The following is a 24838-nucleotide window of genomic DNA, read 5'->3' on the forward strand; positions in this document are numbered from 1 at the left end:
TTTCGAATAAAATAAATAAAGGGGTTTTTGTAACATGGCAAAACTTACTGTTAAAGACGTTGACTTGAAAGGTAAAAAAGTCCTCGTTCGTGTTGACTTCAACGTACCTGTAAAAGATGGCGTGATTACCAACGACAACCGTATCACTGCAGCTCTTCCAACTATCAAGTACATCCTTGAACAAGGTGGACGTGCTATCCTCTTCTCTCACCTTGGTCGTGTAAAAGAAGAAGCAGACAAAGCTGGTAAATCACTTGCTCCTGTAGCTGCTGACTTGGCAGCTAAATTGGGTCAAGATGTTGCTTTCCTTCCAGGTGTCACTCGTGGTGTTGAATTGGAAGCAGCTATCAACGCTCTTGAAGATGGACAAGTTCTCTTGGTTGAAAACACTCGTTACGAAGATGTTGACGGCAAGAAAGAATCTAAAAACGATCCTGAACTTGGTAAATACTGGGCATCACTTGGAGATGGTATCTTCGTAAACGATGCATTCGGTACAGCTCACCGTGCACACGCATCTAACGTTGGTATCTCAGCAAACGTTGAAAAAGCAGTTGCTGGTTTCCTTCTTGAAAACGAAATTGCCTACATCCAAGAAGCAGTTGAAGCTCCAGAACGTCCATTCGTGGCTATCCTTGGTGGTTCAAAAGTTTCAGACAAGATCGGTGTTATCGAAAACTTGCTTGAAAAAGCTGATAAAGTCCTTATCGGTGGTGGTATGACTTACACATTCTACAAAGCACAAGGTATCGAAATCGGTAACTCACTTGTAGAAGAAGACAAATTGGATGTTGCGAAAGCTCTTCTTGAAAAAGCAAATGGTAAATTGATCTTGCCAGTTGACTCAAAAGAAGCAAACGCATTTGCTGGTTACACAGAAGTGCGTGACACTGAAGGTGAAGCAGTTTCTGAAGGCTTCCTTGGTCTTGACATCGGTCCAAAATCTATCGCTAAATTTGATGAAGCTTTGACTGGTGCGAAAACAGTTGTATGGAACGGACCTATGGGTGTATTTGAAAACCCAGACTTCCAAGCTGGTACAATTGGTGTGATGGACGCTATCGTGAAACAACCAGGAGTTAAATCAATCATTGGTGGTGGTGACTCAGCTGCCGCAGCGATTAACCTTGGCCGTGCAGACAAGTTCTCATGGATCTCTACTGGTGGTGGAGCATCAATGGAACTTCTTGAAGGTAAAGTTCTTCCAGGACTTGCAGCCTTGACAGAAAAATAAGATTTTATAACTAAATCAAAGAATAGAGGGATGAAAGTTCCTCTTTTCTTTTGCTTAAAATAAAAACGCTTCCTCTCAACTATTGCTCATAAAAATCACCGATTTATGATAAAATGGAAATAGAAAGTTGAGATTATGAGTTATTTTAAAAAATATAAATTCGATAAATCCCAGTTCAAACTTGGTATGCGAACCTTTAAAACAGGTATTGCTGTTTTTCTAGTTCTCTTGATTTTTGGCTTTTTTGGTTGGAAAGGTCTTCAAATTGGTGCTTTGACAGCCGTTTTTAGCCTGAGGGAGAGTTTTGATAAGAGTGTCCATTTTGGGACTTCGCGTATTCTAGGAAATAGTATCGGTGGTCTCTATGCCCTCCTCTTCTTCCTATTAAATACCTTTTTCCACGAAGCCTTTTGGGTAACCTTAGTAGTTGTTCCAATATGCACCATGTTAACCATTATGACAAATGTAGCCATGAATAACAAAGCAGGAGTTATTGGTGGTGTAGCAGCTATGTTAATCATTACCCTATCGATTCCGAGTGGCGAAACAATTTTGTACGTATTTGCGCGTGTATCAGAAACTTTTATGGGAGTTTTTGTCGCAATTCTCGTAAATTACGATATTGATCGTATTCGGCTCATTTTAGAGAAAAAAGAAAAATAATGTTACATTTTATAACATTATCAATTGACGTTTGTCTTTTTTTAGACTATAATAGACAGAAAGAAGGAAATTGTAAATGAAGGAAAAAGAATTTCGCCGAAATATGGCTGTTTTTCCTATCGGCAGTGTTATGAAGTTGACCGACCTATCGGCGCGTCAGATTCGTTATTATGAAGATCAAGAGTTGATTAAGCCTGATCGAAACGAAGGGAACCGTCGCATGTATTCCTTGAATGACATGGATCGTCTGCTTGAAATCAAAGATTATATCTCTGAAGGTTATAATATCGCTGCCATTAAGAAAAAATATGCTGAACGTGAAGCGAAATCCAAGAAAGCGGTGAGTCAGACTGAGGTGCGTCGTGCACTTCATAATGAACTCCTCCAACAGGGTCGCTTTGCTTCAGTACGGTCACCTTTTGGTCGCGGTTAGGCAACCGCAAGTAGTTATACATTAAGGAGAAAACTCATGCCAATCACAGCTGCAGATATTCGTCGTGAAGTCAAGGAAAAAAATGTTACCTTTATTCGTCTCATGTTCTCAGATATTTTGGGAACCATGAAAAACGTCGAAATTCCTGCTACAGATGAACAGTTAGATAAAGTCTTGTCAAATAAGGCTATGTTTGATGGATCTTCTATTGAAGGTTTTGTACGTATCAATGAGTCAGATATGTACTTGTACCCTGACTTGGATACATGGACAGTCTTCCCTTGGGGAGATGAAAATGGAAGTGTTGCAGGTTTGATCTGTGATGTCTATACAACAGAAGGTGAGCCATTTGCAGGTGATCCTCGTGGCAATTTGAAACGTGCTCTTCGTCACATGGAAGAAGTGGGATTCAAGTCCTTCAACCTTGGACCAGAACCAGAATTCTTCCTATTTAAACTTGATGAAAATGGAGACCCAACACTTGAAGTAAATGACAAGGGTGGCTACTTTGATTTGGCGCCTACTGACCTTGCGGACAATACACGTCGTGAGATTGTCAATGTCTTGACCAAAATGGGATTTGAAGTAGAAGCAAGTCACCATGAGGTTGCGGTTGGACAACATGAGATTGACTTTAAGTACGATGAAGTTCTCCGTGCTTGTGATAAGATTCAAATCTTTAAACTCGTTGTTAAAACCATTGCTCGCAAACATGGTCTTTACGCAACCTTTATGGCGAAACCAAAATTTGGTATTGCCGGATCAGGTATGCACTGTAATATGTCCTTGTTTGATGCAGAAGGAAACAATGCCTTCTTTGATCCAAATGATCCAAAAGGAATGCAGTTGTCAGAAACGGCCTACCATTTCCTTGGTGGTTTGATTAAGCATGCCTACAACTATACTGCCATCATGAACCCAACGGTTAACTCATACAAACGTTTGGTTCCAGGTTATGAAGCGCCTGTTTACATTGCTTGGGCTGGTCGTAACCGTTCGCCACTTGTGCGCGTGCCTGCTTCACGTGGTATGGGAACTCGTCTTGAGTTGCGTTCAGTGGATCCAATGGCGAACCCTTACATCGCTATGGCTGTTCTTTTGGAAGTTGGTTTGCATGGTATTGAAAATAAAATCGAAGCACCAGCTCCTATCGAAGAAAATATCTACATCATGACAGCAGAAGAGCGTAAGGAAGCTGGTATTACAGACCTTCCATCAACCCTTCACAACGCTTTGAAAGCTTTGACAGAAGATGAGGTTGTCAGAGCAGCTCTTGGAGAACATATCTATACTAGTTTCCTTGAAGCCAAACGAATCGAATGGGCAAGTTATGCAACCTTCGTTTCACAATGGGAAATTGATAATTATTTAGACCTTTACTAATACTAATATAGAAGAAAGATTGCCTGAGGGTGATCTTTTTTCTTGTGTTTTATATCGAGGTGTGATATATTTTATATAACGAAGTGCGATATATCGAATTGAATAGGAGGTGAATGCAAATGGAATTAACGGATAAGATTCGTCGAGTTTATCTTCCGATGACGGAAACGGGTTTTTATATCTTGTTCTGTCTGCAAAAGGAAGGTCATGGGTACAGTATTACGCAAAAGGTCAAGGAGATGACAGATTTGCAAGTTTCGATTAGTCCTGGAACTATGTATGGAACCTTGTCAAAGATGGAAAAGGATGGTTTGATTTCCTTTGTCCGCGAAGAGGAAAAACGGAAAATCTATCAGATTACAGACTTGGGACGCAAAGTCTTAGATATTGAATTGAAGCGTATTGAACGGCTCTATAGAAACAGTCGGGAGGAAGGATGATGGAAAAGAAAATTGTTTATCGAATTTTTACAATTGCGGATTATGAGAGGGAGGCTCTATACTTTAGAGAAATGCATGCTAAGGGCTGGAAACTTAGGAAAGTAAGCTATTCTATCTTATTGTTTGCAGTTAAGTATACCTTTGAAAAGTGTAACCCTGAGCAAGTGTCTTATCAGTTGGACTTTTACCCAATGGAAAAATCAGAGAGAGCTTCCTATTTACAACTGTTTAAAGACTGTGGCTGGGAGCATATTACAGACTTTAATAGTTTTTCCTATTTTAGAAAAGTACATTCTGAAATTGAATCGGATGCAGAGTTTGAAATTTATAATGACGCGGCCGGGAAGTTAGCTATGGTTAATCGCATTTTAAGACTGCGATTAGTACCTGTTTTACTTTTGCTAGCCATACATATACCATTCTTACTTAAGTTGCTCAATAAAAGTAATGCGTATGGTCTATGGAGTTTATTTGCGGTCGGGCTAGATATTTTCTTGTCTTTAATCCTTTTGTTAATAGTTGCCTATATTAGCTGGAAGTTATGGCATAAAAAGAAGGAATTATCAGATTTATGATAGGGTAGGTATGCTCAAAATTGGAGGGGAAGTCATGATAAATAAAAAGCAATTTCGGATTTTCACCATTGTTGATTTGGACAAGGAAGAAGAATATTTACATGAGATGCATTTGAAAGGTTGGAAGTATAGAACGAGTCGTTTTGGTTTTTTCTATTTTGACCAATGTCAACCAGACGATGTCATCTACTGTATCTATGATTCTAGATTTCTTAAAAAGTATAAGTATGAACTGCAAGATTTTAGAAATAGAGGTTGGGAATTGATAGGAGCAGGTTCTTGTTCGATTCTTCGTAAATCGTCTTCTAATTTACTTCCAGAAGATAAAGTCTATATGAGTAAGGGGCTCAGATGGGAAGTTATGCGAAATAGACTTCGTTCATGTACAGTTGCTTTCTCAGGCGGTCTTGTTGTTTGTATGAGTTCGTTTAGAGAAGATCTTTCTATGTCTTTCTTCATTATTTTTGTTTTATATGCTCTTATGATTTCTTATCTAATCTATGGTTTTTTTAGACTTAAAAGGGCATACCGAGTAGATAAACAGTAAGGTTCTAGGTCTTTAGACTGATTTTTAGCACTCTTTTAACAAGAGTGCTAATTTTTTGAGTTTTTGTCTTGACATTCTCTTTTAAGGGTGTATAATAGAATCATGAGTTAGCACTTGAGTGTATCGAGTGCTAATTGATCAGACAGAGAGGAGTGATGAGATGGTTACAGAGCGTCAGCAGGATATTCTAAATCTGATTATTGACATCTTTACCAAAACGCACGAACCTGTCGGATCCAAAGCCTTGCAAGAGTCTATTAACTCTAGCAGTGCAACTATTCGTAATGACATGGCGGCTCTAGAAAAACAAGGTTTGCTTGAGAAGGCTCATACTTCAAGTGGTCGGATGCCAAGTGTTGCTGGTTTTCAGTACTATGTAAAACACTCACTGGATTTTGACCGACTGGCTGAAAATGAGGTTTATGAGATTGTCAAAGCCTTTGATCAGGAATTCTTCAAATTGGAGGATATTCTGCAAGAGGCTGCTGACCTGCTGACAGACTTGAGTGGCTGTACGGTAGTAGCACTGGATGTTGAGCCGAGCAGGCAACGTTTGACAGCCTTTGATATAGTTGTTTTGGGGCAACATACAGCCTTGGCAGTATTTACCCTAGACGAGTCTCGAACGGTTACCAGTCAGTTTCTGATTCCAAGGAACTTTTTGCAGGAGGATTTGCTGAAACTGAAGAGCATCATTCAGGAACGTTTCCTCGGCCACACCGTTCTAGATATTCACTACAAGATTCGGACGGAGATTCCGCAGATTATCCAGCGTTACTTCACAACAACGGACAATGTTATGGATCTCTTTGAACATATCTTTAAGGAAATGTTCAACGAAAACATTGTGGTGGCCGGCAAGGTTAATCTCTTGAATTTTGCCAATCTGGCAGCCTATCAGTTCTTTGACCAACCGCAAAAGGTGGCTCTGGAGATTCGTGAGGGATTGCGTGAAGATCAGATGCAAAACGTCCGTGTTGCAGACAGTCAAGAGTCCTGTCTAGCCGACCTAGCGGTGATTAGTAGCAAGTTCCTCATTCCTTATCGGGGAGTTGGAATTCTAGCCATTATCGGTCCAGTTAATCTGGATTATCAGCAATTAATCAACCAAGTCAATGTAGTCAATCGTGTTTTGACCATGAAGTTGACAGATTTTTACCGCTACCTCAGCAGTAATCATTACGAAGTACATTAAGATTGAAATCATTAAAGGAGGCGAAAATGGCCCAAGATATAAAAAATGAAGAAGTAGAAGAAGTTCAAGAAGAGGAAGTTGTGGAAACGGTAGAAGAAACAACTCCTGAGAAGTCTGAATTGGACTTGGCAAATGAACGTGCAGATGAGTTCGAAAATAAATATCTTCGCGCTCATGCAGAAATGCAAAATATCCAACGCCGTGCCAATGAAGAGCGTCAAAATTTGCAACGTTATCGTAGCCAGGACTTGGCAAAAGCGATTCTCCCTTCTTTGGACAACCTTGAGCGTGCACTCGCAGTTGAAGGTTTGACAGATGATGTGAAGAAGGGCTTGGAAATGGTGCAAGAAAGCTTGATTCACGCTTTGAAAGAAGAAGGAATCGAAGAAATCGCAGCTGACGGTGAATTTGACCATAACTATCATATGGCCATCCAAACTCTTCCAGCAGACGATGAACACCCAGCAGATACCATCGCTCAAGTTTTCCAAAAAGGCTACAAACTCCATGACCGCATCCTACGCCCAGCAATGGTGGTTGTCTACAACTAGGCAATTCTGACGGTTGCAACATACATAATATAAAACTTGTCCGAAACGACAATAAACTATGAAAGAAAGATAAAAAGCAAGCCGAAGGCTTGCAAGGAGGATATTGCCCGCCGTGGTGAAAGTTTCAGTAGCTTTGGCTACTGAAACAGGGGATTTTTGAGACAATAGGCTCAAAAATAAGTGATGAAATCCCGTAGGGAGTTGCTCACGTCCCCACCACTTAAGGGGAATATCAAAAAAATCAAAATTCGAATTAAAATTTAAGGAGAAAAACACATGTCTAAAATTATCGGTATTGACTTAGGTACAACAAACTCAGCAGTTGCAGTTCTTGAAGGAACTGAAAGCAAAATCATCGCAAACCCAGAAGGTAACCGTACAACTCCATCTGTAGTATCATTCAAAAACGGCGAAATCATCGTTGGTGATGCTGCAAAACGTCAAGCAGTAACAAATCCAGATACAGTCATCTCTATCAAATCTAAAATGGGAACTTCTGAAAAAGTTTCTGCTAACGGAAAAGAATACACTCCACAAGAAATCTCAGCTATGATTCTTCAATACTTGAAAGGATACGCTGAAGATTACCTTGGTGAGAAAGTAACCAAAGCTGTTATAACAGTTCCAGCTTACTTTAACGATGCTCAACGTCAAGCAACTAAAGACGCTGGTAAAATCGCTGGTCTTGAAGTAGAACGTATTGTCAACGAACCAACTGCAGCCGCTCTTGCTTACGGTTTGGACAAGACTGATAAAGAAGAAAAAATCTTGGTATTCGACCTTGGTGGTGGTACATTCGACGTCTCTATCCTTGAATTGGGTGACGGTGTCTTCGACGTATTGTCAACTGCAGGGGACAACAAACTTGGTGGTGACGACTTTGACCAAAAAATCATTGACCACTTGGTAGCAGAATTCAAGAAAGAAAACGGTATTGACTTGTCTACTGACAAGATGGCAATGCAACGTTTGAAAGATGCAGCTGAAAAAGCGAAGAAAGACCTTTCTGGTGTAACTTCAACACAAATCAGCTTGCCATTTATCACTGCTGGAGAAGCTGGACCTCTTCACTTGGAAATGACTTTGACTCGTGCGAAATTCGATGATTTGACTCGTGACCTTGTAGAACGTACAAAAGTTCCAGTTCGTCAAGCCCTTTCAGATGCAGGTTTGAGCTTGTCAGAAATCGACGAAGTTATTCTTGTTGGTGGTTCAACTCGTATCCCAGCTGTTGTAGAAGCAGTTAAGGCTGAAACTGGTAAAGAACCAAACAAATCAGTAAACCCTGACGAAGTAGTTGCTATGGGTGCGGCAATCCAAGGTGGTGTGATTACTGGTGATGTCAAAGACGTTGTCCTTCTTGATGTAACACCATTGTCACTTGGTATCGAAACAATGGGTGGTGTCTTCACAAAACTCATCGACCGTAACACAACAATTCCAACATCTAAATCACAAGTCTTCTCAACTGCGGCAGACAACCAACCAGCTGTTGATATCCACGTTCTTCAAGGTGAACGCCCAATGGCAGCAGATAACAAGACTCTTGGACGTTTCCAATTGACTGATATCCCAGCTGCACCTCGTGGAATTCCTCAAATCGAAGTAACATTTGATATCGACAAGAACGGTATCGTGTCTGTTAAGGCTAAAGATCTTGGAACTCAAAAAGAACAAACTATTGTGATCCAATCAAACTCAGGTTTGACTGACGAAGAAATCGACCGCATGATGAAAGATGCAGAAGCAAACGCTGAAGCAGATAAGAAACGTAAAGAAGAAGTTGACCTTCGTAACGAAGTAGACCAAGCAATCTTTGCGACTGAAAAGACTATCAAGGAAACTGAAGGAAAAGGTTTCGACGCAGAACGTGACGCTGCCCAAGCTGCCCTTGATGACCTTAAGAAAGCGCAAGAAGACAACAACTTGGACGAAATGAAAGCAAAACTTGAAGCATTGAACGAAAAAGCTCAAGGACTTGCTGTTAAACTCTACGAACAAGCTGCAGCAGCCCAACAAGCTCAAGCAGGAGCAGAAGGCGCACAAGCAACAGGAAACGCAGGCGATGACGTCGTAGACGGAGAGTTTACTGAAAAGTAAGATGTTGAGGCGTTAAGAAAACGAAAGAAAATAGGAAGCCATCGCCTTGTGCGATGCACAAAAGATGGCTTATCTTTTTTCCGAAGTTTTTAGCCGAAACTCAGTTAAGCCTAACTCGTTAAGAATGACTAATCACTAAAGTGATTGTCATTCTACGGCAATAGCTATGGCGACTTGTCTAAACTCCTTACTAGTTCAAAAACAAAGTATAATCGACTTTATTTTTGAACGTCTTAATGATAGGAAGAAATCCAGAGGTTGCAACCCAGCCTCTGTTTTTCGGTAAAATAGAGGATGTTGCGTATGAAAAAAGTACTTTGTGTCATTTATCCTAATTTTTCTCTTTATGAGATAGCCTCTTTAACAAGTACTTTAGCTCTGTCTTTTGATATCACGATTGATTATGTAGCTTCAGATCATTCGATGGTGGTCTCTGAGGATGGTTTGCCCTGTCAACCGACGAAAACTTTGGATCAGATCCGTATAGAAGATTATTCTTGTGTGATTTTGCCAGGAATGGTAAATATAGGTCCTGCTCTACAAGATGAGAAATTGTTCTCGTTTTTGAGAAGTCTTAATGAGCAAGATATCCTAATTGCAGCCATTTCTTCAGCGCCCCTTTTATTGGCGAAAGCAGGCTTGTTGAACGACACGAAATTTACAGGTGGAATTTGGCAAAACTTCTTTGATTATTTTGAATTTCTTCCACGTAAGAATTTTCAACCGAAAGTTCTTGTCCAAGATAAACAAATCATTACGGCTATTGGCTTTGCACATCAAGAGTTTGCAAGAAAAGTGATTTTCGGTTTAGGGTTGGCAGAGAATACGGACAACTATTTTAAAGAACAGAACGAGTATGCTGAAGAGGATTTGATATTTACTCTATCAGATGAAGAGTTTAATCAAGTGAAGCAGAGTATAGAAAACAGCCTCTAAAGATTTACATGAAAATTATAGAAAGGAACAAGGGTGTTCGAGTAACTGAACACGGGTTCCCAAATTTCTTACTCAATATAAAAGAAAGGAATTGAACCCGACCTAAATTCTCGGAAAAAAGATAAATCTGTCTAGGAGCATCGCTCCAGCGTCAGATTTCTTATTTTTCAGTCGAATTTTACGGTCTTGGTATCTTGTATGAACAATACTGAATTTTATGATCGTCTGGGGGTGTCAAAAAACGCTTCGGCAGACGAGATCAAAAAGGCTTATCGTAAGCTTTCGAAAAAATACCACCCAGATATCAACAAGGAGCCTGGCGCTGAGGAAAAGTATAAGGAAGTTCAAGAAGCCTATGAGACTTTGAGTGACGACCAAAAACGGGCGGCCTATGACCAATATGGTGCTGCGGGTGCCAATGGTGGCTTTGGAGGCTTCGGTGGTGGAGCTGGCGGTTTCAACGGAGCAGGTGGCTTCGGTGGTTTTGAGGACATTTTCTCAAGTTTCTTCGGCGGAGGCGGTGCTTCACGCAATCCAAATGCTCCTCGTCAGGGGGATGACCTCCAGTATCGTGTGAACTTGACCTTTGAAGAAGCTATTTTTGGAGCTGAAAAAGAGGTTAAATACAATCGTGAAGCAAGCTGTAGTACATGTAATGGCTCAGGTGCTAAGCCAGGAACAAGTCCAGTCACTTGTGGACGCTGTCATGGCGCTGGTGTCATTAACGTCGATACACAGACTCCACTTGGTATGATGCGTCGCCAAGTAACCTGTGATGTCTGTCACGGTCGCGGAAAAGAAATCAAAGATCCATGTACAACATGTCACGGAACAGGTCATGAAAAACAAGCTCATAGTGTACATGTAAAAATCCCTGCTGGTGTGGAAACAGGTCAACAAATTCGCCTAGCTGGTCAAGGTGAAGCTGGATTTAACGGTGGACCTTATGGTGACTTGTATGTAGTGGTTTCTGTGGAAGCCAGCGACAAGTTTGAACGTGAAGGAACGACTATCTTCTACAATCTCAACCTCAACTTTGTCCAAGCAGCTCTTGGTGACACAGTTGATATCCCAACTGTTCATGGTGATGTTGAATTGGTTATTCCAGAGGGAACTCAGACTGGTAAGAAATTCCGTTTACGTGGTAAGGGAGCTCCGAGCCTTCGTGGCGGTGCAGTTGGTGACCAATACGTTACCGTTAATGTCGTAACACCGACAGGCTTGAACGACCGTCAAAAAGCAGCTTTGAAAGAATTCGCAGCTGCTGGTGACTTGAAAGTAAATCCAAAGAAAAAAGGCTTCTTTGACCATATTAAAGATGCCTTTGAAGGAGAATAAAAGTAAAAAGAGCCGTTGGGCTCTTTTTGTTTATAGATTTTTTAAGACTTTCCTTAAGTAATGACGGACGGTAGCGACCTTCTTCGAAGTTCCATACCTAAACTTTGAGCCTAGGTCTCAAAGTTTCCGAACATCTGAAAGCAAGCTGTTTCAGGTGTTTTCATTACGGCGGAAAGTCTTCGATTTAGTTATGAAACGGTGAATGAGTTGCCTAAATTATGATGTATTGTTGATGTAATATAGCTTGTTTATGTTTTAAAAAGAGCCACTCGGCTCTTTTTACTTATCTTCAGTTTCCTGCAGTTCTTTTATCACAGCTAGTCTAGTTTGGATATCTTTTTCCAAGACCTTAAACTTGTAAGTCAGGTCTTCTTGGTATTCCTTGATGAGTTCTTTTTGCTGGTCAATGATTTGTAGGCTGTTTTGGATAATATCTACATCATCCTTGATAGCTTGAACGCGGTCAGTGGTATTCAAGACTTCATCTGTGATGGTTTGGCGATTTTTTGTGACCAGATAACTTCCGGCTGCAGCTCCTGCAAATAGCAGTAGATTGGATAATTTCATGGCAACTCCTTAGGCGTTTTTGATGGTTTCAGCGACTTGAGCAAGTTTGTCAAAGTCTGGTTCGTGGGCGATAAAATCAATCTTGAGGTCATCGTCCGCACTGTAGCGAGGTACGAGGTGAACGTGGGTATGAAAGACGGTTTGCCCTGCGATTTCTTCACAGTTAGCAATGATATTCATACCAGCAGCCTTGGTAGCTTTCATGACTTTTTGAGCTACTTTTGGTACTTGGGCAAAGAGTTGGCTAGCGCTAGTAGCGTCCATCTCCAAAAGATTGCGATAGTGTTCCTTTGGCACGACTAAGGTGTGTCCTGGTGTCACTTGAGAGATATCAAGAAAGGCAAGAACCTGCTCATCTTCATATACTTTTGAAGCAGGAATTTCCCCTGCAATGATTTTACAAAAAATGCAATCTGACATAAAATCTACCTCTACTGTATTGAATTTTGATATAATATAGCTACATTATACCAGATTTGGAGAAAATATGTTAGAAATTAAAAACCTGACAGGTGGCTATGTTCATGTTCCTGTCTTGAAAGATGTGTCCTTTACTGTTGAAAGTGGGCAGCTGGTCGGTCTGATTGGTCTCAATGGTGCTGGGAAATCGACGACTATTAATGAAATTATCGGTCTGTTAACACCCTATAGTGGTTCTATCAATATCAATGGCTTGACCCTGCAAGAAGATGCGACAAGTTACCGCAAGCAGATTGGCTACATTCCTGAGACACCTAGTCTGTATGAGGAACTGACCCTCAGAGAGCATATCGAAACGGTTGCCATGGCTTATGGTATTGAGCAGAAAGTGGCTTTTGATCGAGTAGAGCCTTTGTTAAAAATGTTTCGTCTGGATCAGAAATTGGACTGGTTCCCTGTTCATTTTTCAAAAGGGATGAAGCAGAAGGTCATGATTATCTGTGCTTTTGTGGTGGATCCGAGTCTTTTCATCGTGGATGAGCCTTTCCTTGGTCTTGATCCATTGGCTATTGCGGACTTGATTCAACTTTTAGAAGTGGAAAAGCAAAAAGGCAAGTCTATTCTCATGAGTACCCACGTGCTGGATTCGGCGGAGAAGATGTGTGATGCCTTTATCATTCTTCACAAAGGGGAAGTGCGTGCTAAGGGAAATCTCCTGCAACTGCGCGAAGCCTTTGATATGCCTGAGGCTAGTTTGAATGATATTTACTTGGCTCTGACCAAAGAGGAGGAGCTATGAAAGACTTGTTTTTAAAGAGAAAGCAGGCTTTTCGTAAGGAGTGTGTCGGTTATCTGCGCTATGTTCTTAATGACCACTTTGTCTTGTTCCTGCTTGTCCTGCTGGGCTTTCTAGCCTACCAGTACAGTCAACTCTTGCAAGATTTTCCTGAAAATCATTGGCCTATCCTTTTATTTGTAGGAATTACGTCTGTTTTACTTTTGCTTTGGGGAGGAATTGCCACCTATATGGAGGCTCCAGACAAGCTCTTTCTCTTAGTCGGAGAAGAGGAAATCAAACTCCATCTCAAGCGTCAAACTGGCGTTTCCCTAGTCTTTTGGCTCTTTGTCCAGACCCTTTTCTTGCTGTTATTTGCGCCTTTATTTTTAGCAATGGGCTATGGCTTGCCTGTTTTTCTGGTCTATGTGCTTTTATTGGGAGTAGGTAAATATTTCCTCTTTCGTCAAAAGGCCAGCAAATTTTTCACTGAAACTGGACTGGACTGGGACTATGTCATTTCCCAAGAAAGCAAGCGTAAGCAAGTCTTGCTTCGTTTCTTTGCCCTCTTTACGCAGGTCAAGGGAATTTCAAACAGCATTAAGCGTCGTGCCTATCTGGACTTTATCCTAAAGGTTGTTCAGAAGGTGCCTGGGAAGATTTGGCAAAATCTCTATCTGCGTTCTTATCTGCGAAATGGAGACCTCTTTGCCCTCAGTCTCCGTCTGCTCCTACTTTCCTTGCTGGCGCAGGTCTTTATCGAGCAAGCTTGGATTGCGACAGCAGTGGTGGTTCTCTTTAACTACCTCTTGCTCTTCCAGTTGCTGGCCCTCTATCATGCCTTTGACTACCAGTATTTGACCCAACTCTTTCCACTGGACAAGGGGCAAAAGGAAAAAGGCTTGCAGGCGGTAGTCCGAGGATTGACCAGTTTGGTCTTAGTAGTGGAATTAGTTGTTGGGTTGATTACCTTCCAAGAAAAACTAGCCCTTCTAGCCTTACTGGGAGCTGGTTTGGTTTTACTAGTCTTGTACTTACCTTATCAGGTCAAACGTCAGATGCAGGACTAACATTGCCTATATGACACTAAAAAAGAAGTTGAGTTCAGTTTGTCTCAACTTCTTTTATTTTCTACAAGATAATGGTTGGTCCGTAGAGACTCAACTTGGTCTTGACTTGGTCAAAGTGGAAGCGGTCATAGGCCCGCCAAGCGGCGCGAGTTGGAGCATCTGGATCAAGAGCGCTGAGTCCCATGAGAAGACTGGAAGTCTGGTAAAATTTTTCCAGTTCAATCAAGACTCGATTATCCACTGTTTCAGCCTTGGCTAGAAAGCCAAGAATAGAGTTTAATTGCTCCTGAAAGCGGACGTCGTCAGCGGTTGCCTGTTTGCATGCTTGATAGGCTTTGTTTAAGTCAGTAATCAAAGTCTGAGCTCTTTTGATAGGGTCTGCATCTGTCATGAGAATTCCTCCTTTAATCTGGGTGCCAGTCTTACTTCTAGCAATTGTATTTTGATACTGTCAGTTTATCACTTTTATCTCCTTTTTCACCTTCAAATCTTTAATTGTCCTTGAAATTTCCTGAATGGTACTGTTAAGATTTTATGATAAAATAGTTGTAAGCTCATCATGATGTTGTAGAAAAATAGTCCTTTTAGGAGTTTTCAAAGACTGTTTAGGATTGGGTGGGCTTGTGTTAGACCTTTTCTGTTATTCTTTTCTTAGGAGGAGAATCCAATGAAACATATGATTATTCAGACACAGAAAACAGTCTATAAAGTAAACGTCGACGATATCTACTATATCCAAGCACATCCAACTAAAGCCCATACCGTACAGATTGTTACAGAAGAGGCTAGTTTTAATATGGTTCAAAATTTAAGTAATCTTGAGAACCAATATGGGGAAAACTTGATGAGGTGTCATCGAAATTGTTTGGTAAATCTTGATAAATTAAAATCGATTGATTTTCAAGAAAGAATCCTTTTTCTCGGAGAAGAAGGTCAATACGCTGTCAAGTATGCCAGACGTCGCTATAGAGAAATTCGTCAAAAATGGTTGAAAGAAGGAGAGTAAGAAGATGAGAATATTTGTTTTAGAAGATGATTTTTCCCAACAGACTAGGATTGAAACGACGATTGAGAAACTCTTGAAAGAACATCATATCACTCCCAGCTCTTTTGCGGTCTTTGGCAAGCCAGACCAACTGCTGGCAGAGGTGCATGAGAAGGGGGCGCATCAGCTATTCTTTTTGGATATTGAGATTCGAAATGAGGAGATGAAAGGCCTAGAGGTGGCTAGAAAGATTCGGGATCGGGATCCTTATGCCCTAATCGTCTTTGTGACGACTCACTCAGAGTTTATGCCCCTGTCCTTTCGCTACCAAGTGTCTGCTTTGGACTACATTGATAAGGCCCTTTCGGCAGAGGAGTTTGAATCTCGAATCGAGACAGCCCTTCTCTATGCCAATAATCAAGACAGTAAAAGTCTGGCGGAAGATTGCTTTTACTTTAAATCAAAATTTGCTCAATTCCAGTATCCCTTTAAAGAGGTTTACTATATCGAAACGTCCCCAAGACCCCATCGTGTTATTCTCTATACCAAGACGGACAGGCTGGAATTTACGGCGAGTTTAGAGGAGGTTCTCAAGCAGGAGCCTCGTCTTTTGCAGTGCCATCGCTCTTTTCTAGTCAATCCAACTAATGTAGTTCGTTTGGATAAGAAAGAAAAACTCCTTTTCTTTCCTAATGGTGGAAGCTGTCTAATCGCGCGTTATAAGGTCAGGGAAGTGTCTGAGGCTATCACTAACTTACACTGAGCTAGGAGAATTTATGAACATTGCTTGGATATTGTTGTATACACTTGTTACTAATGGACTAGAAATTGTCATCTTCTTTAAGGTAGATGGAATTGATCTTACTTTCGAGAGGATTTTTAAGGCCTTTCTTTTTAAGATACTGTTGGCCTTTGTTTTTGTAATGATTAGCTATATAGTAGGAAATATTTACCTATCTTATTTTATGGAACCCTTGTATGGCATCGGTTTGTCTTTCTTATTGTTAAGAGGACTTCCTAAAAAACTGCTTTTCTTTTATGGTCTCTTTCCAATGATATTGATAAATCTCTTTGATAGAGGTGTTGCTTATTTTGTACTTCCATTTTTGGGACAAGGGCAAGTATATGATGACTACTCATTTACTGGGTTATGTATAATAATTTTCAATTTCTTCATTTCTCTAGCCTTTTTGAAATGGTTGGACTATGATTTTACTAGTTTGAGAAGGGAGATTCTCGATAAAGGTTTTCAAAAGTCCCTGACTAAGATTAACTGGATAATGGGGGCTTACTATTTGGTGATACAAAGTCTGTCTTACTTTGAATATGAGCAAGGTATTCAATCAACGACTGTTCGCCATCTCATCCTAGTGTTCTACCTCCTATTTTTTATGGGGATTATCAAGAAATTGGATACCTATTTGAAGGACAAACTCCATGAGAGACTGGACCAAGAGCAGGTCTTGCGCTATAGAGATATGGAACGCTATAGTCGGCATATAGAGGAACTTTACAAGGAAGTAAGGAGTTTTCGCCATGACTACACCAACCTCTTAACAAGTTTACGTCTGGGTATTGAAGAGGAGGATATGGAGCAGATAAAAGAGATCTATGACTCGGTCTTAAAGGATTCTAGTGAAAAATTGCAGGATAATAAATATGACCTTGGCCGATTGGTGAATGTTCGGGATCGTGCCCTCAAAAGTCTTCTAGCTGGAAAATTTATAAAAGCTAGAGAAAAGGACATTGTCTTTAATGTCGAAGTTCCTGAAGAGATTCAGGTTGAGGGAATGAGACTGCTTGATTTTCTAACCATTGTATCTATCCTTTGTGACAATGCCATTGAAGCCAGTGTAAAGGCCAGTCAACCTCATGTTTCAATCGCCTTTTTAAAAAGCGGAGCACAGGAGACCTTCATCATCGAAAATTCCATCAAAGAAGAGGGCATAGATATTTCTGAAATCTTCTCCTTTGGAGTTAGTTCTAAAGGGGAGGAGAGAGGTGTCGGTCTCTATACCGTTATGAAGATTGTGGAAAGTTATCCCAATGCCAGTTTAAATACTACCTGTCAAAATCAAGTCTTTCGTCAGGTGCTTACTATGGTACCTATAGAATGATGAAAAAATAAGACCGAGAGTGCGTGTTTCTCGGTCTTATTTTTTATAGTTGTATTGGATGATGAAGTCCTTTCATATTTTTATGCTTAATTATATTAAGGCTGTATAAGATATCTTCCCACCATCCTCCACCTGTAATTTGATTGAGTTCGGTAGTTGTTAGTTCTTGAAATGAAGTTAGGTTTTGATTCTTATCCATGTTATGATTCCCCTTTTTGATAAGATAATAAATAGTTACAGAGTGTTATCTGAAAATTAATCAGAATGTGTTAACATTTTATCTTTAAAATAATCAAAATATGTTTTCTTTGCAGTTACACTAGTGACGCGACCTTGTAAGCCGTATTGGATGAGTTTACTATCCTCATCAGATAGTTTTGCAAGAGCGCTTAGTTTAAAGAGATTTCCTTGCTCTGTTCTGGTAGGAGTTTGATCAATTGTCTGAAGTTGGCCGATGATGGTAATGCCGTGATTTCCAATCTTCTCCAGTTTTAATCTTACAGTTTGTCCTTTATCTAGTAGAGGTAGATAGTCAGAAGATACGTAGTAAGTGATTAGTACTTCTCTTGTATCTGTGATGATAGGGAATATTTGAGCAATTTCTGTACCAGTTGGAATTCTATTTTTACCTTCAAATTCACTGTTCAGATGAACGATACCTTTACTTGGAGCGGTTAAGATATTATTTTCTAAGCGCTGTGTCGCTTGATCTAGCTGTACTTTTAATTCTGTTAATTGATTCTCCACGGTTAGTTGTTGCTGAGAAGCTGTCTGTAAAAACTGAGTGCGGAGTACTTCAATTTTAGTTTCTAAACTATTGTCATAAGTTGCTACACTTCCGATACCAGCTTGCTGAATTTTGAGGCTTGCGATAGATGATTCAAGACCTGCAATACTTTGATTAATTTGAGATAAAAATGGCTCCTCTGTAGTTCCTTGTGTTTGTTCTTGTGAGGCTACAAGATAACGATTCAAAATTGACTGGTGCGGATTGCCAGTTGGTAAGCGAGCCCTTTTATTTATGATAGCATCTCTCAGCTCTTGATATTCTCCAATTTGTTGTTGAACTTTTGTAATTTCTTGTTCGATGGCTGATGAACTGCTATTGGCAAGATTAGCTTGATTTGAAACTTCGGTGTTAGTCTTTGTGATACCCAGTTCAATATCATGAGCTTGTTTAGTAAAATTCATAAAGGTATTATGGTAGCCAAATTCATCCTCGCCAGAAAAAAGATCAGTCGCTTTTTCTAAGCTTTGTTTCAAAATTCCAATTCCTTCTTTTTGCTTCTCAAGCCTTTGTAATTGAGTTTCTAAGGCAGTTTTCTGACTTTCTTCCATTGTTTCAGAGTATTTGATGAGTAAGTCCCCTTTTTCAACTACTTGATTTGCCACTAAATGATTAGCAAGGATAGGATTATCACTTGTTGACTGAATGGATGCAATGACACTTGTAGGGGCGATTTCTCCTTGGGAAGTAACAGTAATTTCTTTTGTGGCAACAAGGGAGAAAATCAAGATGAAAGTAAATAATAATGAAAGAGGTATAATTAACACTGTCGCATAGTTATGGTAACGTCTCTGATAAAACTCGACGCTTCTAAAAAGATTAGGATTCATGACATTCTCCTTATTTATTGAATAGATGGTGGTAGAAGCCTTGCGCCTGCATTAACTCTTGGTGACTACCAACTTCAATGATTTTCCCCTGGTCGAGAACAATGACACGGTTGGTTCGTTCGGCTATACTGAGACGATGGGCTACAAAGAGAATGGTTTTATCAGTTAGGGACATAAGATTATCTATAACTTTTTTCTCAGTCAAGACATCAAGACCGCTAGTAGCTTCATCTAGTATTAAAACAGGAGATTTAGTTAAAAGAGCGCGAGCGAGGGCTATTCGTTGCTTTTGTCCTCCTGATAGACCAGCTCCATCAGAGAGCTGAGTTTGATAGCCCATAGGCATTCTTTCAATGTCTTGACGGATTTCAGCTAATTCACAAGCTCTTAGAATATCTTCTTGGCTAATCATATGATTACCACCCAAGGTTAAGTTTTCCAAAATAGAGCCATTAAAGATATAGGCTTGTTGGGGTAGGTAATTAATATGACGGCGCAAGACTTTTTTATCAATGTTTTTAATATCCTGATGATTGATGGAAATATGTCCTTTGTAGGGTTCAAAGAAATTGACAATCATTTTGGCTAAAGTTGTTTTACCAGAACCACTGACTCCAACTAGGCTAACCTTATCTCCTTGTTTAATCGTGAGATTAATATCTGTTAAGGTATCTCGTCCAAAACCATACTTATAAGAAAGGTCATCAAATTCAATATCTCCCATCAAAAAATGTGAATGAACAGGGTTTTCTGGGGCTTGGAACTCAGATTCGACTAGATAGACTTCGTTCAAACGGTTATTAGCAACCTTCGCAGATTGGAGTTTGGTTTGGAGGTTGATAATATTTTCCATAGGAGTTGTAAAGTAAGAAAGAAGTGTGTTAAAGGTAATCAGCTGACCGATAGAAATTTTACTCGACATGACTAATTGAGCGCCAAACCATAGGATAAGGATATTCAGAACTAATTTTGTTCCCTGCTTTAAACTTGTTTGTAAAATAGAATATTTGTTGAGCTTAAAGGATTTTTCCAAATAATCTACAAATTCGCTGTCTATATTTTGATAGCGATTTTCTTCACTCGTGAGCGACTTGATAGTTTCAATCCCGTTGATATCTTCGATAATGGCAGAGCTAACCATAGAATTACTTTGCATGACATCATGGTTCATTTTTTCGAAAGGCTTCATAAAAGAAAAGATGATGAACATGTATATAGGAATGGAAATAAGAGAAAGAAGGAAGAGATTAGGGTTTTGTGCCAGTAAGACTCCCCCTACAAGAATCAGAATAGAAACATCCAGAAAAAGAGAAAGAATGGTAGAAGCCAAGGCATCTATAATAGAGTTAGCATCTGTGAACCGTGAAATAATTTCCCCTGTACGACGTGTCGCAAAGAAAGACATAGGAAGTTCAAAAATATGGCGAATATAGGATAAAATCACATCAATGCTTAATCTCTGACTCAGAACAGTTAGGAGATAATCACGGGAGAAGCTCATGACTTGCTGGAGGATATAGGTGATAACCAGACCAACTGAGACGATTCCTAAAGTTGATCTCATCTGATTTGGGATGTATTCATCCAAGATTCCTTGGAGATAATAAGAACCACCTATATTGATAATAGTGACCAATAAGCTTGAGAGAACAATATAAGCAATAAGAGATTTTTGTTTGAAAATCAGAGGAAGGAAGCTCAGTAGATCATTCTTTTTATCTTTATGGGGTTGATAACTGGGTTTAGGAGCTAGAAAAATAGCTACTCCAGTCCATTCAGAGAAAAAGCGTTCTTTTGACATTTTGGTGATTTTTACAGAAGGGTCAGGATCACCAATAACCAGATAGTCTTTCTTTGTTTGATAGACAACATAGTAATGTTGGAGTTTTCCTTCTTTGTTAACGTGAACGATAAATGGATAGGGGACATCACTCATGTCAAAGAGAGTTTTATCTGCTTGAACAGGTCTTGTTTCAAAGCCCATTTCATCAGCGGCTTTTACAATGCCAAGGGCAGTCGTTCCTTCTTTATTGGTCTTTGCAAGTTCTCTCAAGTGAGCTAGAGAAAAATCTGAACCATAGAATTTAGCAATCGAGGCTAAGGCAGCAACACCGCAGTCTCTAGCATCTATTTGAGGAACAAATGTACGTTTATAAGAAGTCATTGGCAATTCCTTTCATATAGTAGATAGGTCTATTATGACATAAAAATAAGTTCATATTTTATGAAATCTTGAATAGTCATTGAAACTTCCTGAATGGTAAAAAAGTGATTAGAAATTATCTTTTAAAAAATTTTAGAGGTGGTTTTAAATAAAAAAGCTAATTTAAGACGTTTCGATGACAATTCAAGATTTGGATGAAAAAAATTAATAAACGGTGATATACTAAACTTGTCAAGGTTGCAACAAGACAAAAATTAAAAATAAAAAGGAGGTATTCATCATGAATACAAAAACAATGTCACAATTTTCTGTTATGGATAATGAAATGCTTGCTTGCGTTGAAGGTGGAGATGAAGTAGGGGCTGGAGAAGTTGTTCAAGCATTGGGAGCTTGTACAATAGGAGGTGCAGCTCTGGGGAGTGTTATCCCAGTTGTGGGAACTTTTGCTGGAGGGATTTTAGGAGCACAGTTCTGTACAGCAGTTTGGGGAGCTTTGAGGGCAAGTTAAATTTTTAGGGATATAGCAGATTAAAATATAATAGTAACAAATTGATTAAGAGATTTAAAGCAATTTCTAAAAATGCTTTAAAAACGACATTGTGCGATGCTAGATTCAATTTACTATAGTAGTAAAAGGAGGTGATTTATATGAGATACAGGTTATTTCTTGTTATTTTCTTGAGTAGTACGTTGGATATTCTTTTAGGGACATTTTTGAAAATCTCTAATGTATCGATTGGGTGGCTTGTTCTCTACAGTGGCTTGTTTGAAGCAGGAGTTTTCCTTCTTACTAATAAAGGTTTGGCGGTAAAAATCAAGGAAGCAGACATTCAAAATCGCTTTAAATTTATTTTTGGAAAAACGGTATGGTTTCAAATCCTTTTGCTCATCTTTTTGATTTTCAAACTTTATCTTGGTTTGGATGCGAAGATGATTTTATTCTATGGCCATGTTTTCATTATTTTTAATGTCTTAATCTATCTTTTATCTACTAGCCAAATTAATTTAACAAAGAAAGTGTGAAAATAATGGAACAATCAGTAAATAATTTCATCATTTTACCTGATGAAAAACTAACAACGATAACAGCTGGTGATAAACAACTTGCAGACAGATTTTTAAGTGGAGTAGGTGGTGCAGTTGAGGGGATTTCGCTTTGTATGGAGACAATCCCTTTCCCAACTCCTCAGATTTATTTGATTTGCGCAGCAGGTGGAGCGGCAGCTTCGTTTTTATGGCCACATTAGAGAAACCCGATTATTCATAAATAACACAAAAAAGCATCCAGAATCGATATGAAACCAAGGATTCTAGATGCTTTTCTCTTTTCCCCTATTGGGTGCTGTTTTTACTGGATAAAAAGGAGTTTCTCCTTTATGATATAAGTGCAAAAAATAAAAACAAAGGAAACTTCAATGCACAGTATATCAAATAAGTCTACGAAAAACAATACTTTATCACACTTTTCTTTCGATGGTGGAAATCTGACCAATCAAGCTGGTCTTCTGCTCTTCAAAGAACTCTTCACAAAGTTGAATCTAAAAGAAATTATTTCAAAACACCTTGTGACCGATAATAAACGATGCTATTATCACTATTTGGATGCCGATATTGTCACCCAATTTCTTTGAGTGATTATCAACTTGGTTTTTATCTTAGTTACTGTTAGGATAAGAGAGTTTGAAGATGATGATTTGGTTAGTCCTAGAACCAATCAACTTATGTATATCGGCTTGACAGGTTTTATGTCTATTATTTGTTTGTATAGAGGTATCACAGTAGCAGAATCCTATCAACAACTAATCGCTTATATTGGCGCTATTCTCTGCTCAACCATCATGCTTCTGCTCATTTGGGGTTTGAAGTATTATAAAAAGTAGAGCTTAATAAAGTATAAAGGGGTAAGTGTTTTCGCAATACTTACCCTTTTATAATGAAGTTTTTGCAATTCAAGATGTTTCGATGACCATTTAAGATTTATATGAATTTGTAATCTTAAATAAGGTAAGATAAAAATAACAAATGTAAAGGAGTATTCTTATGAAGAATCAAAAGATAAAATCGCTATTACTTGTACCACTTGTATTTGCATCTATTACTACGGGTGTTGTATATGCAGAAGAACATCCTACTACTTCATCTATCCAGGCGAATGATAGTTCTCTTGTGGCACCAGATTTGCCATCGGCTAAGGAAAAGGTGGAGCATAAGCCTTCTGTTGTAACCCCAGAAGAGTATGAGAAGAATGTTACGGACTTTAAAAAGATAGATATTGAAGCTGTACGTCAATCTTTTACAGAGGATCAATTGGAACATACTATTTATTTTGGTAGAAAAACTTGCTCTCATTGTCGTCAATTTTCTCCTGAATTGAAAGAATTTAATAACTTGATTGAAAAGAAGTTAGAGTATTATGATTTGGACGGTAAGGATTTTGATGGGGAAGCGAGAGAGTTTCTATTTAAAAAAGTCGGTATTCCAGGAACACCAACAATTTTGTATTTAAAAAATGGACATCCGATATCTGGATGGGTTGGTGGCGGAGCAACTGCACAACAGGTGTATGATTATATGTACTCGAGAAACTCACCTAAGCAAACGGAGACAGTGAAATCTTCTGAGGAGACAGTAACTGAAAGTGTCCGTGATGAGAAAACCAGAGATGACAGCATGAGTATTAGTGATAAAGTTGTAAGCGACAGCAAAGGTATGAGTGATGAAAAAAGAACCGAAATGAAAATATCCAATGCTAATCCCAATTCTAATAGTGAAAATAGTGGGAAAGTGGAGAGTATAAACTCAACTTCTAAAGCTAAAACTACTCAATCTGGCAATTTAGCAATGTTAGACAATAAGAATCAATCGGAAACTCTCAAACCTATTTTTGATGTTGTTCAAGAAAATAAAACTCCTTTAACCGATGTTAAGGGGACTGATTATGTAAGCGAATCTATTACTTCGAATGAAAAATTATTACCGAAAACAGGAGAGGAAGAAAGTTACCAACTGATTCGGCTAGCTATCGCGTTTTTTATGGCTTCTATAATGATTAAAGTGAAACAAAAAATTCATAAATAAAAATAGATGGTAAACAGGTGCAATGATATTATTTGTTTGTAATAACATATAGCTAACATTTTCCTATAGACAAGAGTGAGAAGATAGGTGTATTTAGTTTATATATAAAAGATTATAATTGTATATGAAATGAATGGTAAATAGTTAGTATTAGCTGAAGTAGAAAATCGAAAATGAAAGGAAAATTATCATGAGTAAGAATAGTAGAACAGAAAAAGTTAGAGTAACAGAAAGTGCAGATTTTGGAGCATATTTTTTAATTTTAGCAGTTGTAGCCGTCGGGGCGCTTGCTTATTTTTCAGAAGATTTTGGGCCAAGGTGGGCAAAAGTTATAGAAATAGTCGGAGCGCCGTTTTCTTTAGGTTTAGGTTTTTTTGCTTTTGATAAAGGTTTTGAAATGCTGAACGATTATAAAAAGAATAAAAGAAAAGAAGACGACGAGGAAGAAAAAAACAACAATCAGAACTAAAAAATGTAAAATAAAGGGGTAAAAAATGGCAAGGAAAAAGAAGTTGCTTGGAGAAGAGTTTGGGAAGATGGTGTTGTCAAGGACGATAGCGACCTATGAAGAAGCAATCAACGCTGAAAAATAACATTTTCAGATGAAAAGATGGAGGAGCTAGACAACATACTATCTAATGGAATGGGGT

The 24838-nt window shown here is 39.0% G+C and carries 28 protein-coding genes and 1 pseudogene; 23 read left to right on the forward strand and 6 right to left on the reverse strand.

The window, feature by feature from the left end; genetic code table 11:
• Positions 1 to 34: 34 nt before the first annotated feature.
• From QMQ21_RS10250 to dnaJ, 12 genes are all read left to right on the forward strand, one after another.
• Positions 35 to 1234: a phosphoglycerate kinase gene (locus QMQ21_RS10250; RefSeq protein ID WP_247949803.1), complete on the forward strand. Its 1200-nt coding sequence runs from the start codon at positions 35 to 37 to the stop codon at positions 1232 to 1234.
• Positions 1235 to 1369: 135 nt separating this feature from the next.
• Positions 1370 to 1897, forward strand: a complete 528-nt coding sequence (locus QMQ21_RS10255; protein ID WP_049515975.1) for an FUSC family protein — start codon at positions 1370 to 1372, stop codon at positions 1895 to 1897.
• Between the two features lie 76 nt (positions 1898 to 1973).
• The gene (glnR, locus tag QMQ21_RS10260) at positions 1974 to 2330 is read left to right on the forward strand and encodes a transcriptional repressor GlnR (protein WP_000659548.1); all 357 of its coding nucleotides are present in this window, start codon (positions 1974 to 1976) and stop codon (positions 2328 to 2330) included.
• Between the two features lie 36 nt (positions 2331 to 2366).
• Positions 2367 to 3713, forward strand: coding sequence for a type I glutamate--ammonia ligase (gene glnA, locus QMQ21_RS10265; protein ID WP_001122886.1), 1347 nt, complete (start codon positions 2367 to 2369; stop codon positions 3711 to 3713).
• A gap of 119 nt (positions 3714 to 3832) precedes the next feature.
• Entirely contained in the window at positions 3833 to 4153 is a 321-nt protein-coding gene (locus tag QMQ21_RS10270; RefSeq protein ID WP_031233152.1) for a PadR family transcriptional regulator, read from the forward strand.
• Entirely contained in the window at positions 4153 to 4728 is a 576-nt protein-coding gene (locus tag QMQ21_RS10275; protein WP_070526516.1) for a DUF2812 domain-containing protein, read from the forward strand. Before QMQ21_RS10270 ends, QMQ21_RS10275 begins: the two co-directional genes overlap by 1 nt.
• 34 nt (positions 4729 to 4762) lie before the next feature.
• Positions 4763 to 5275 (forward strand): DUF2812 domain-containing protein, encoded by a 513-nt coding sequence (locus tag QMQ21_RS10280; RefSeq protein ID WP_070526504.1) that lies wholly within the window; start codon positions 4763 to 4765, stop codon positions 5273 to 5275.
• 160 nt (positions 5276 to 5435) lie between these two features.
• Positions 5436 to 6470 (forward strand): heat-inducible transcriptional repressor HrcA, encoded by a 1035-nt coding sequence (hrcA, locus tag QMQ21_RS10285; RefSeq protein WP_261814390.1) that lies wholly within the window; start codon positions 5436 to 5438, stop codon positions 6468 to 6470.
• A 26-nt stretch (positions 6471 to 6496) separates the two neighbouring features.
• Positions 6497 to 7021 (forward strand): nucleotide exchange factor GrpE, encoded by a 525-nt coding sequence (gene grpE / locus QMQ21_RS10290; RefSeq protein ID WP_000046038.1) that lies wholly within the window; start codon positions 6497 to 6499, stop codon positions 7019 to 7021.
• A gap of 276 nt (positions 7022 to 7297) precedes the next feature.
• A complete protein-coding gene (gene dnaK / locus QMQ21_RS10295) occupies positions 7298 to 9121 on the forward strand; it encodes a molecular chaperone DnaK (protein WP_000034667.1) in 1824 nt (607 codons plus the stop codon).
• A gap of 303 nt (positions 9122 to 9424) precedes the next feature.
• Positions 9425 to 10057, forward strand: a complete 633-nt coding sequence (locus QMQ21_RS10300; RefSeq protein ID WP_261814391.1) for a DJ-1/PfpI family protein — start codon at positions 9425 to 9427, stop codon at positions 10055 to 10057.
• A gap of 198 nt (positions 10058 to 10255) precedes the next feature.
• Positions 10256 to 11395 (forward strand): molecular chaperone DnaJ, encoded by a 1140-nt coding sequence (dnaJ, locus tag QMQ21_RS10305; protein WP_023940782.1) that lies wholly within the window; start codon positions 10256 to 10258, stop codon positions 11393 to 11395.
• Positions 11396 to 11674: 279 nt separating this feature from the next.
• On the opposite strand, the gene QMQ21_RS10310 is transcribed toward dnaJ, so the two are convergent.
• A complete protein-coding gene (locus tag QMQ21_RS10310) occupies positions 11675 to 11962 on the reverse strand; it encodes a hypothetical protein (protein ID WP_000777752.1) in 288 nt (95 codons plus the stop codon).
• Between the two features lie 9 nt (positions 11963 to 11971).
• A complete protein-coding gene (locus tag QMQ21_RS10315; RefSeq protein ID WP_001278317.1) occupies positions 11972 to 12382 on the reverse strand; it encodes an HIT family protein in 411 nt (136 codons plus the stop codon).
• Between the two features lie 67 nt (positions 12383 to 12449).
• Between QMQ21_RS10315 and QMQ21_RS10320 the strand changes: the two genes are divergently transcribed.
• Together QMQ21_RS10320 and QMQ21_RS10325 are read left to right on the forward strand one after the other, a co-directional pair.
• Positions 12450 to 13181 carry an ABC transporter ATP-binding protein gene (locus QMQ21_RS10320; RefSeq protein ID WP_203175821.1) on the forward strand — a complete coding sequence of 244 codons (732 nt, stop codon included), beginning with the start codon at positions 12450 to 12452 and terminating at the stop codon, positions 13179 to 13181.
• Positions 13178 to 14227 (forward strand): ABC transporter permease, encoded by a 1050-nt coding sequence (locus tag QMQ21_RS10325; RefSeq protein ID WP_261047984.1) that lies wholly within the window; start codon positions 13178 to 13180, stop codon positions 14225 to 14227. The genes QMQ21_RS10320 and QMQ21_RS10325 overlap by 4 nt, the downstream gene beginning before the upstream one ends.
• A gap of 61 nt (positions 14228 to 14288) precedes the next feature.
• On the opposite strand, the gene QMQ21_RS10330 is transcribed toward QMQ21_RS10325, so the two are convergent.
• Positions 14289 to 14618, reverse strand: coding sequence for a helicase BlpT (locus QMQ21_RS10330; RefSeq protein ID WP_084861873.1), 330 nt, complete (start codon positions 14616 to 14618; stop codon positions 14289 to 14291).
• Positions 14619 to 14894: 276 nt separating this feature from the next.
• On the opposite strand from QMQ21_RS10330, the gene QMQ21_RS10335 reads away from it, so the two are divergent.
• From QMQ21_RS10335 to QMQ21_RS10345, 3 genes are read left to right on the forward strand one after another with little or no spacing between them, the layout of a single operon-like run.
• Entirely contained in the window at positions 14895 to 15233 is a 339-nt protein-coding gene (locus tag QMQ21_RS10335) for a LytTR family DNA-binding domain-containing protein (protein WP_261047985.1), read from the forward strand.
• Between the two features lie 4 nt (positions 15234 to 15237).
• Positions 15238 to 15975: a response regulator transcription factor gene (locus QMQ21_RS10340; protein WP_261047986.1), complete on the forward strand. Its 738-nt coding sequence runs from the start codon at positions 15238 to 15240 to the stop codon at positions 15973 to 15975.
• A 13-nt stretch (positions 15976 to 15988) separates the two neighbouring features.
• Positions 15989 to 17329 (forward strand): sensor histidine kinase, encoded by a 1341-nt coding sequence (locus QMQ21_RS10345; protein WP_261814392.1) that lies wholly within the window; start codon positions 15989 to 15991, stop codon positions 17327 to 17329.
• Positions 17330 to 17372: 43 nt separating this feature from the next.
• On the opposite strand, the gene blpC is transcribed toward QMQ21_RS10345, so the two are convergent.
• The 3 genes from blpC to blpA are packed head-to-tail and all read right to left on the reverse strand — an operon-like array spanning position 17373 to position 21110.
• Positions 17373 to 17528, reverse strand: a complete 156-nt coding sequence (gene blpC / locus QMQ21_RS10350; protein WP_261814393.1) for a quorum-sensing system pheromone BlpC — start codon at positions 17526 to 17528, stop codon at positions 17373 to 17375.
• 56 nt (positions 17529 to 17584) lie between these two features.
• Entirely contained in the window at positions 17585 to 18946 is a 1362-nt protein-coding gene (gene blpB / locus QMQ21_RS10355; RefSeq protein ID WP_261814394.1) for a peptide export ABC transport accessory protein BlpB, read from the reverse strand.
• Between the two features lie 10 nt (positions 18947 to 18956).
• Positions 18957 to 21110 carry a peptide cleavage/export ABC transporter BlpA gene (blpA, locus tag QMQ21_RS10360; protein ID WP_261814395.1) on the reverse strand — a complete coding sequence of 718 codons (2154 nt, stop codon included), beginning with the start codon at positions 21108 to 21110 and terminating at the stop codon, positions 18957 to 18959.
• A gap of 280 nt (positions 21111 to 21390) precedes the next feature.
• Here blpA and QMQ21_RS10365 point away from each other — a divergent pair, with 280 nt between their 5' ends.
• The 6 genes and pseudogenes from QMQ21_RS10365 to QMQ21_RS10390 all read left to right on the forward strand — a co-directional run bounded on the left by QMQ21_RS10365 (position 21391) and on the right by QMQ21_RS10390 (position 24657).
• Positions 21391 to 21618: a Blp family class II bacteriocin gene (locus QMQ21_RS10365; protein WP_261814396.1), complete on the forward strand. Its 228-nt coding sequence runs from the start codon at positions 21391 to 21393 to the stop codon at positions 21616 to 21618.
• A 140-nt stretch (positions 21619 to 21758) separates the two neighbouring features.
• The gene (locus QMQ21_RS10370) at positions 21759 to 22133 is read left to right on the forward strand and encodes a hypothetical protein (RefSeq protein WP_001270579.1); all 375 of its coding nucleotides are present in this window, start codon (positions 21759 to 21761) and stop codon (positions 22131 to 22133) included.
• Between the two features lie 5 nt (positions 22134 to 22138).
• Positions 22139 to 22357: a hypothetical protein gene (locus QMQ21_RS10375; RefSeq protein ID WP_000438254.1), complete on the forward strand. Its 219-nt coding sequence runs from the start codon at positions 22139 to 22141 to the stop codon at positions 22355 to 22357.
• A 318-nt stretch (positions 22358 to 22675) separates the two neighbouring features.
• Positions 22676 to 22990 (forward strand): annotated as a pseudogene (locus QMQ21_RS10380) (immunity protein).
• A gap of 160 nt (positions 22991 to 23150) precedes the next feature.
• Positions 23151 to 24188: a DUF6568 family protein gene (locus QMQ21_RS10385; RefSeq protein ID WP_261814399.1), complete on the forward strand. Its 1038-nt coding sequence runs from the start codon at positions 23151 to 23153 to the stop codon at positions 24186 to 24188.
• A gap of 190 nt (positions 24189 to 24378) precedes the next feature.
• Positions 24379 to 24657 (forward strand): hypothetical protein, encoded by a 279-nt coding sequence (locus tag QMQ21_RS10390; RefSeq protein ID WP_261814400.1) that lies wholly within the window; start codon positions 24379 to 24381, stop codon positions 24655 to 24657.
• Positions 24658 to 24838 lie beyond the last annotated feature (181 nt).

Source organism: Streptococcus bouchesdurhonensis (genome assembly GCF_948472335.1).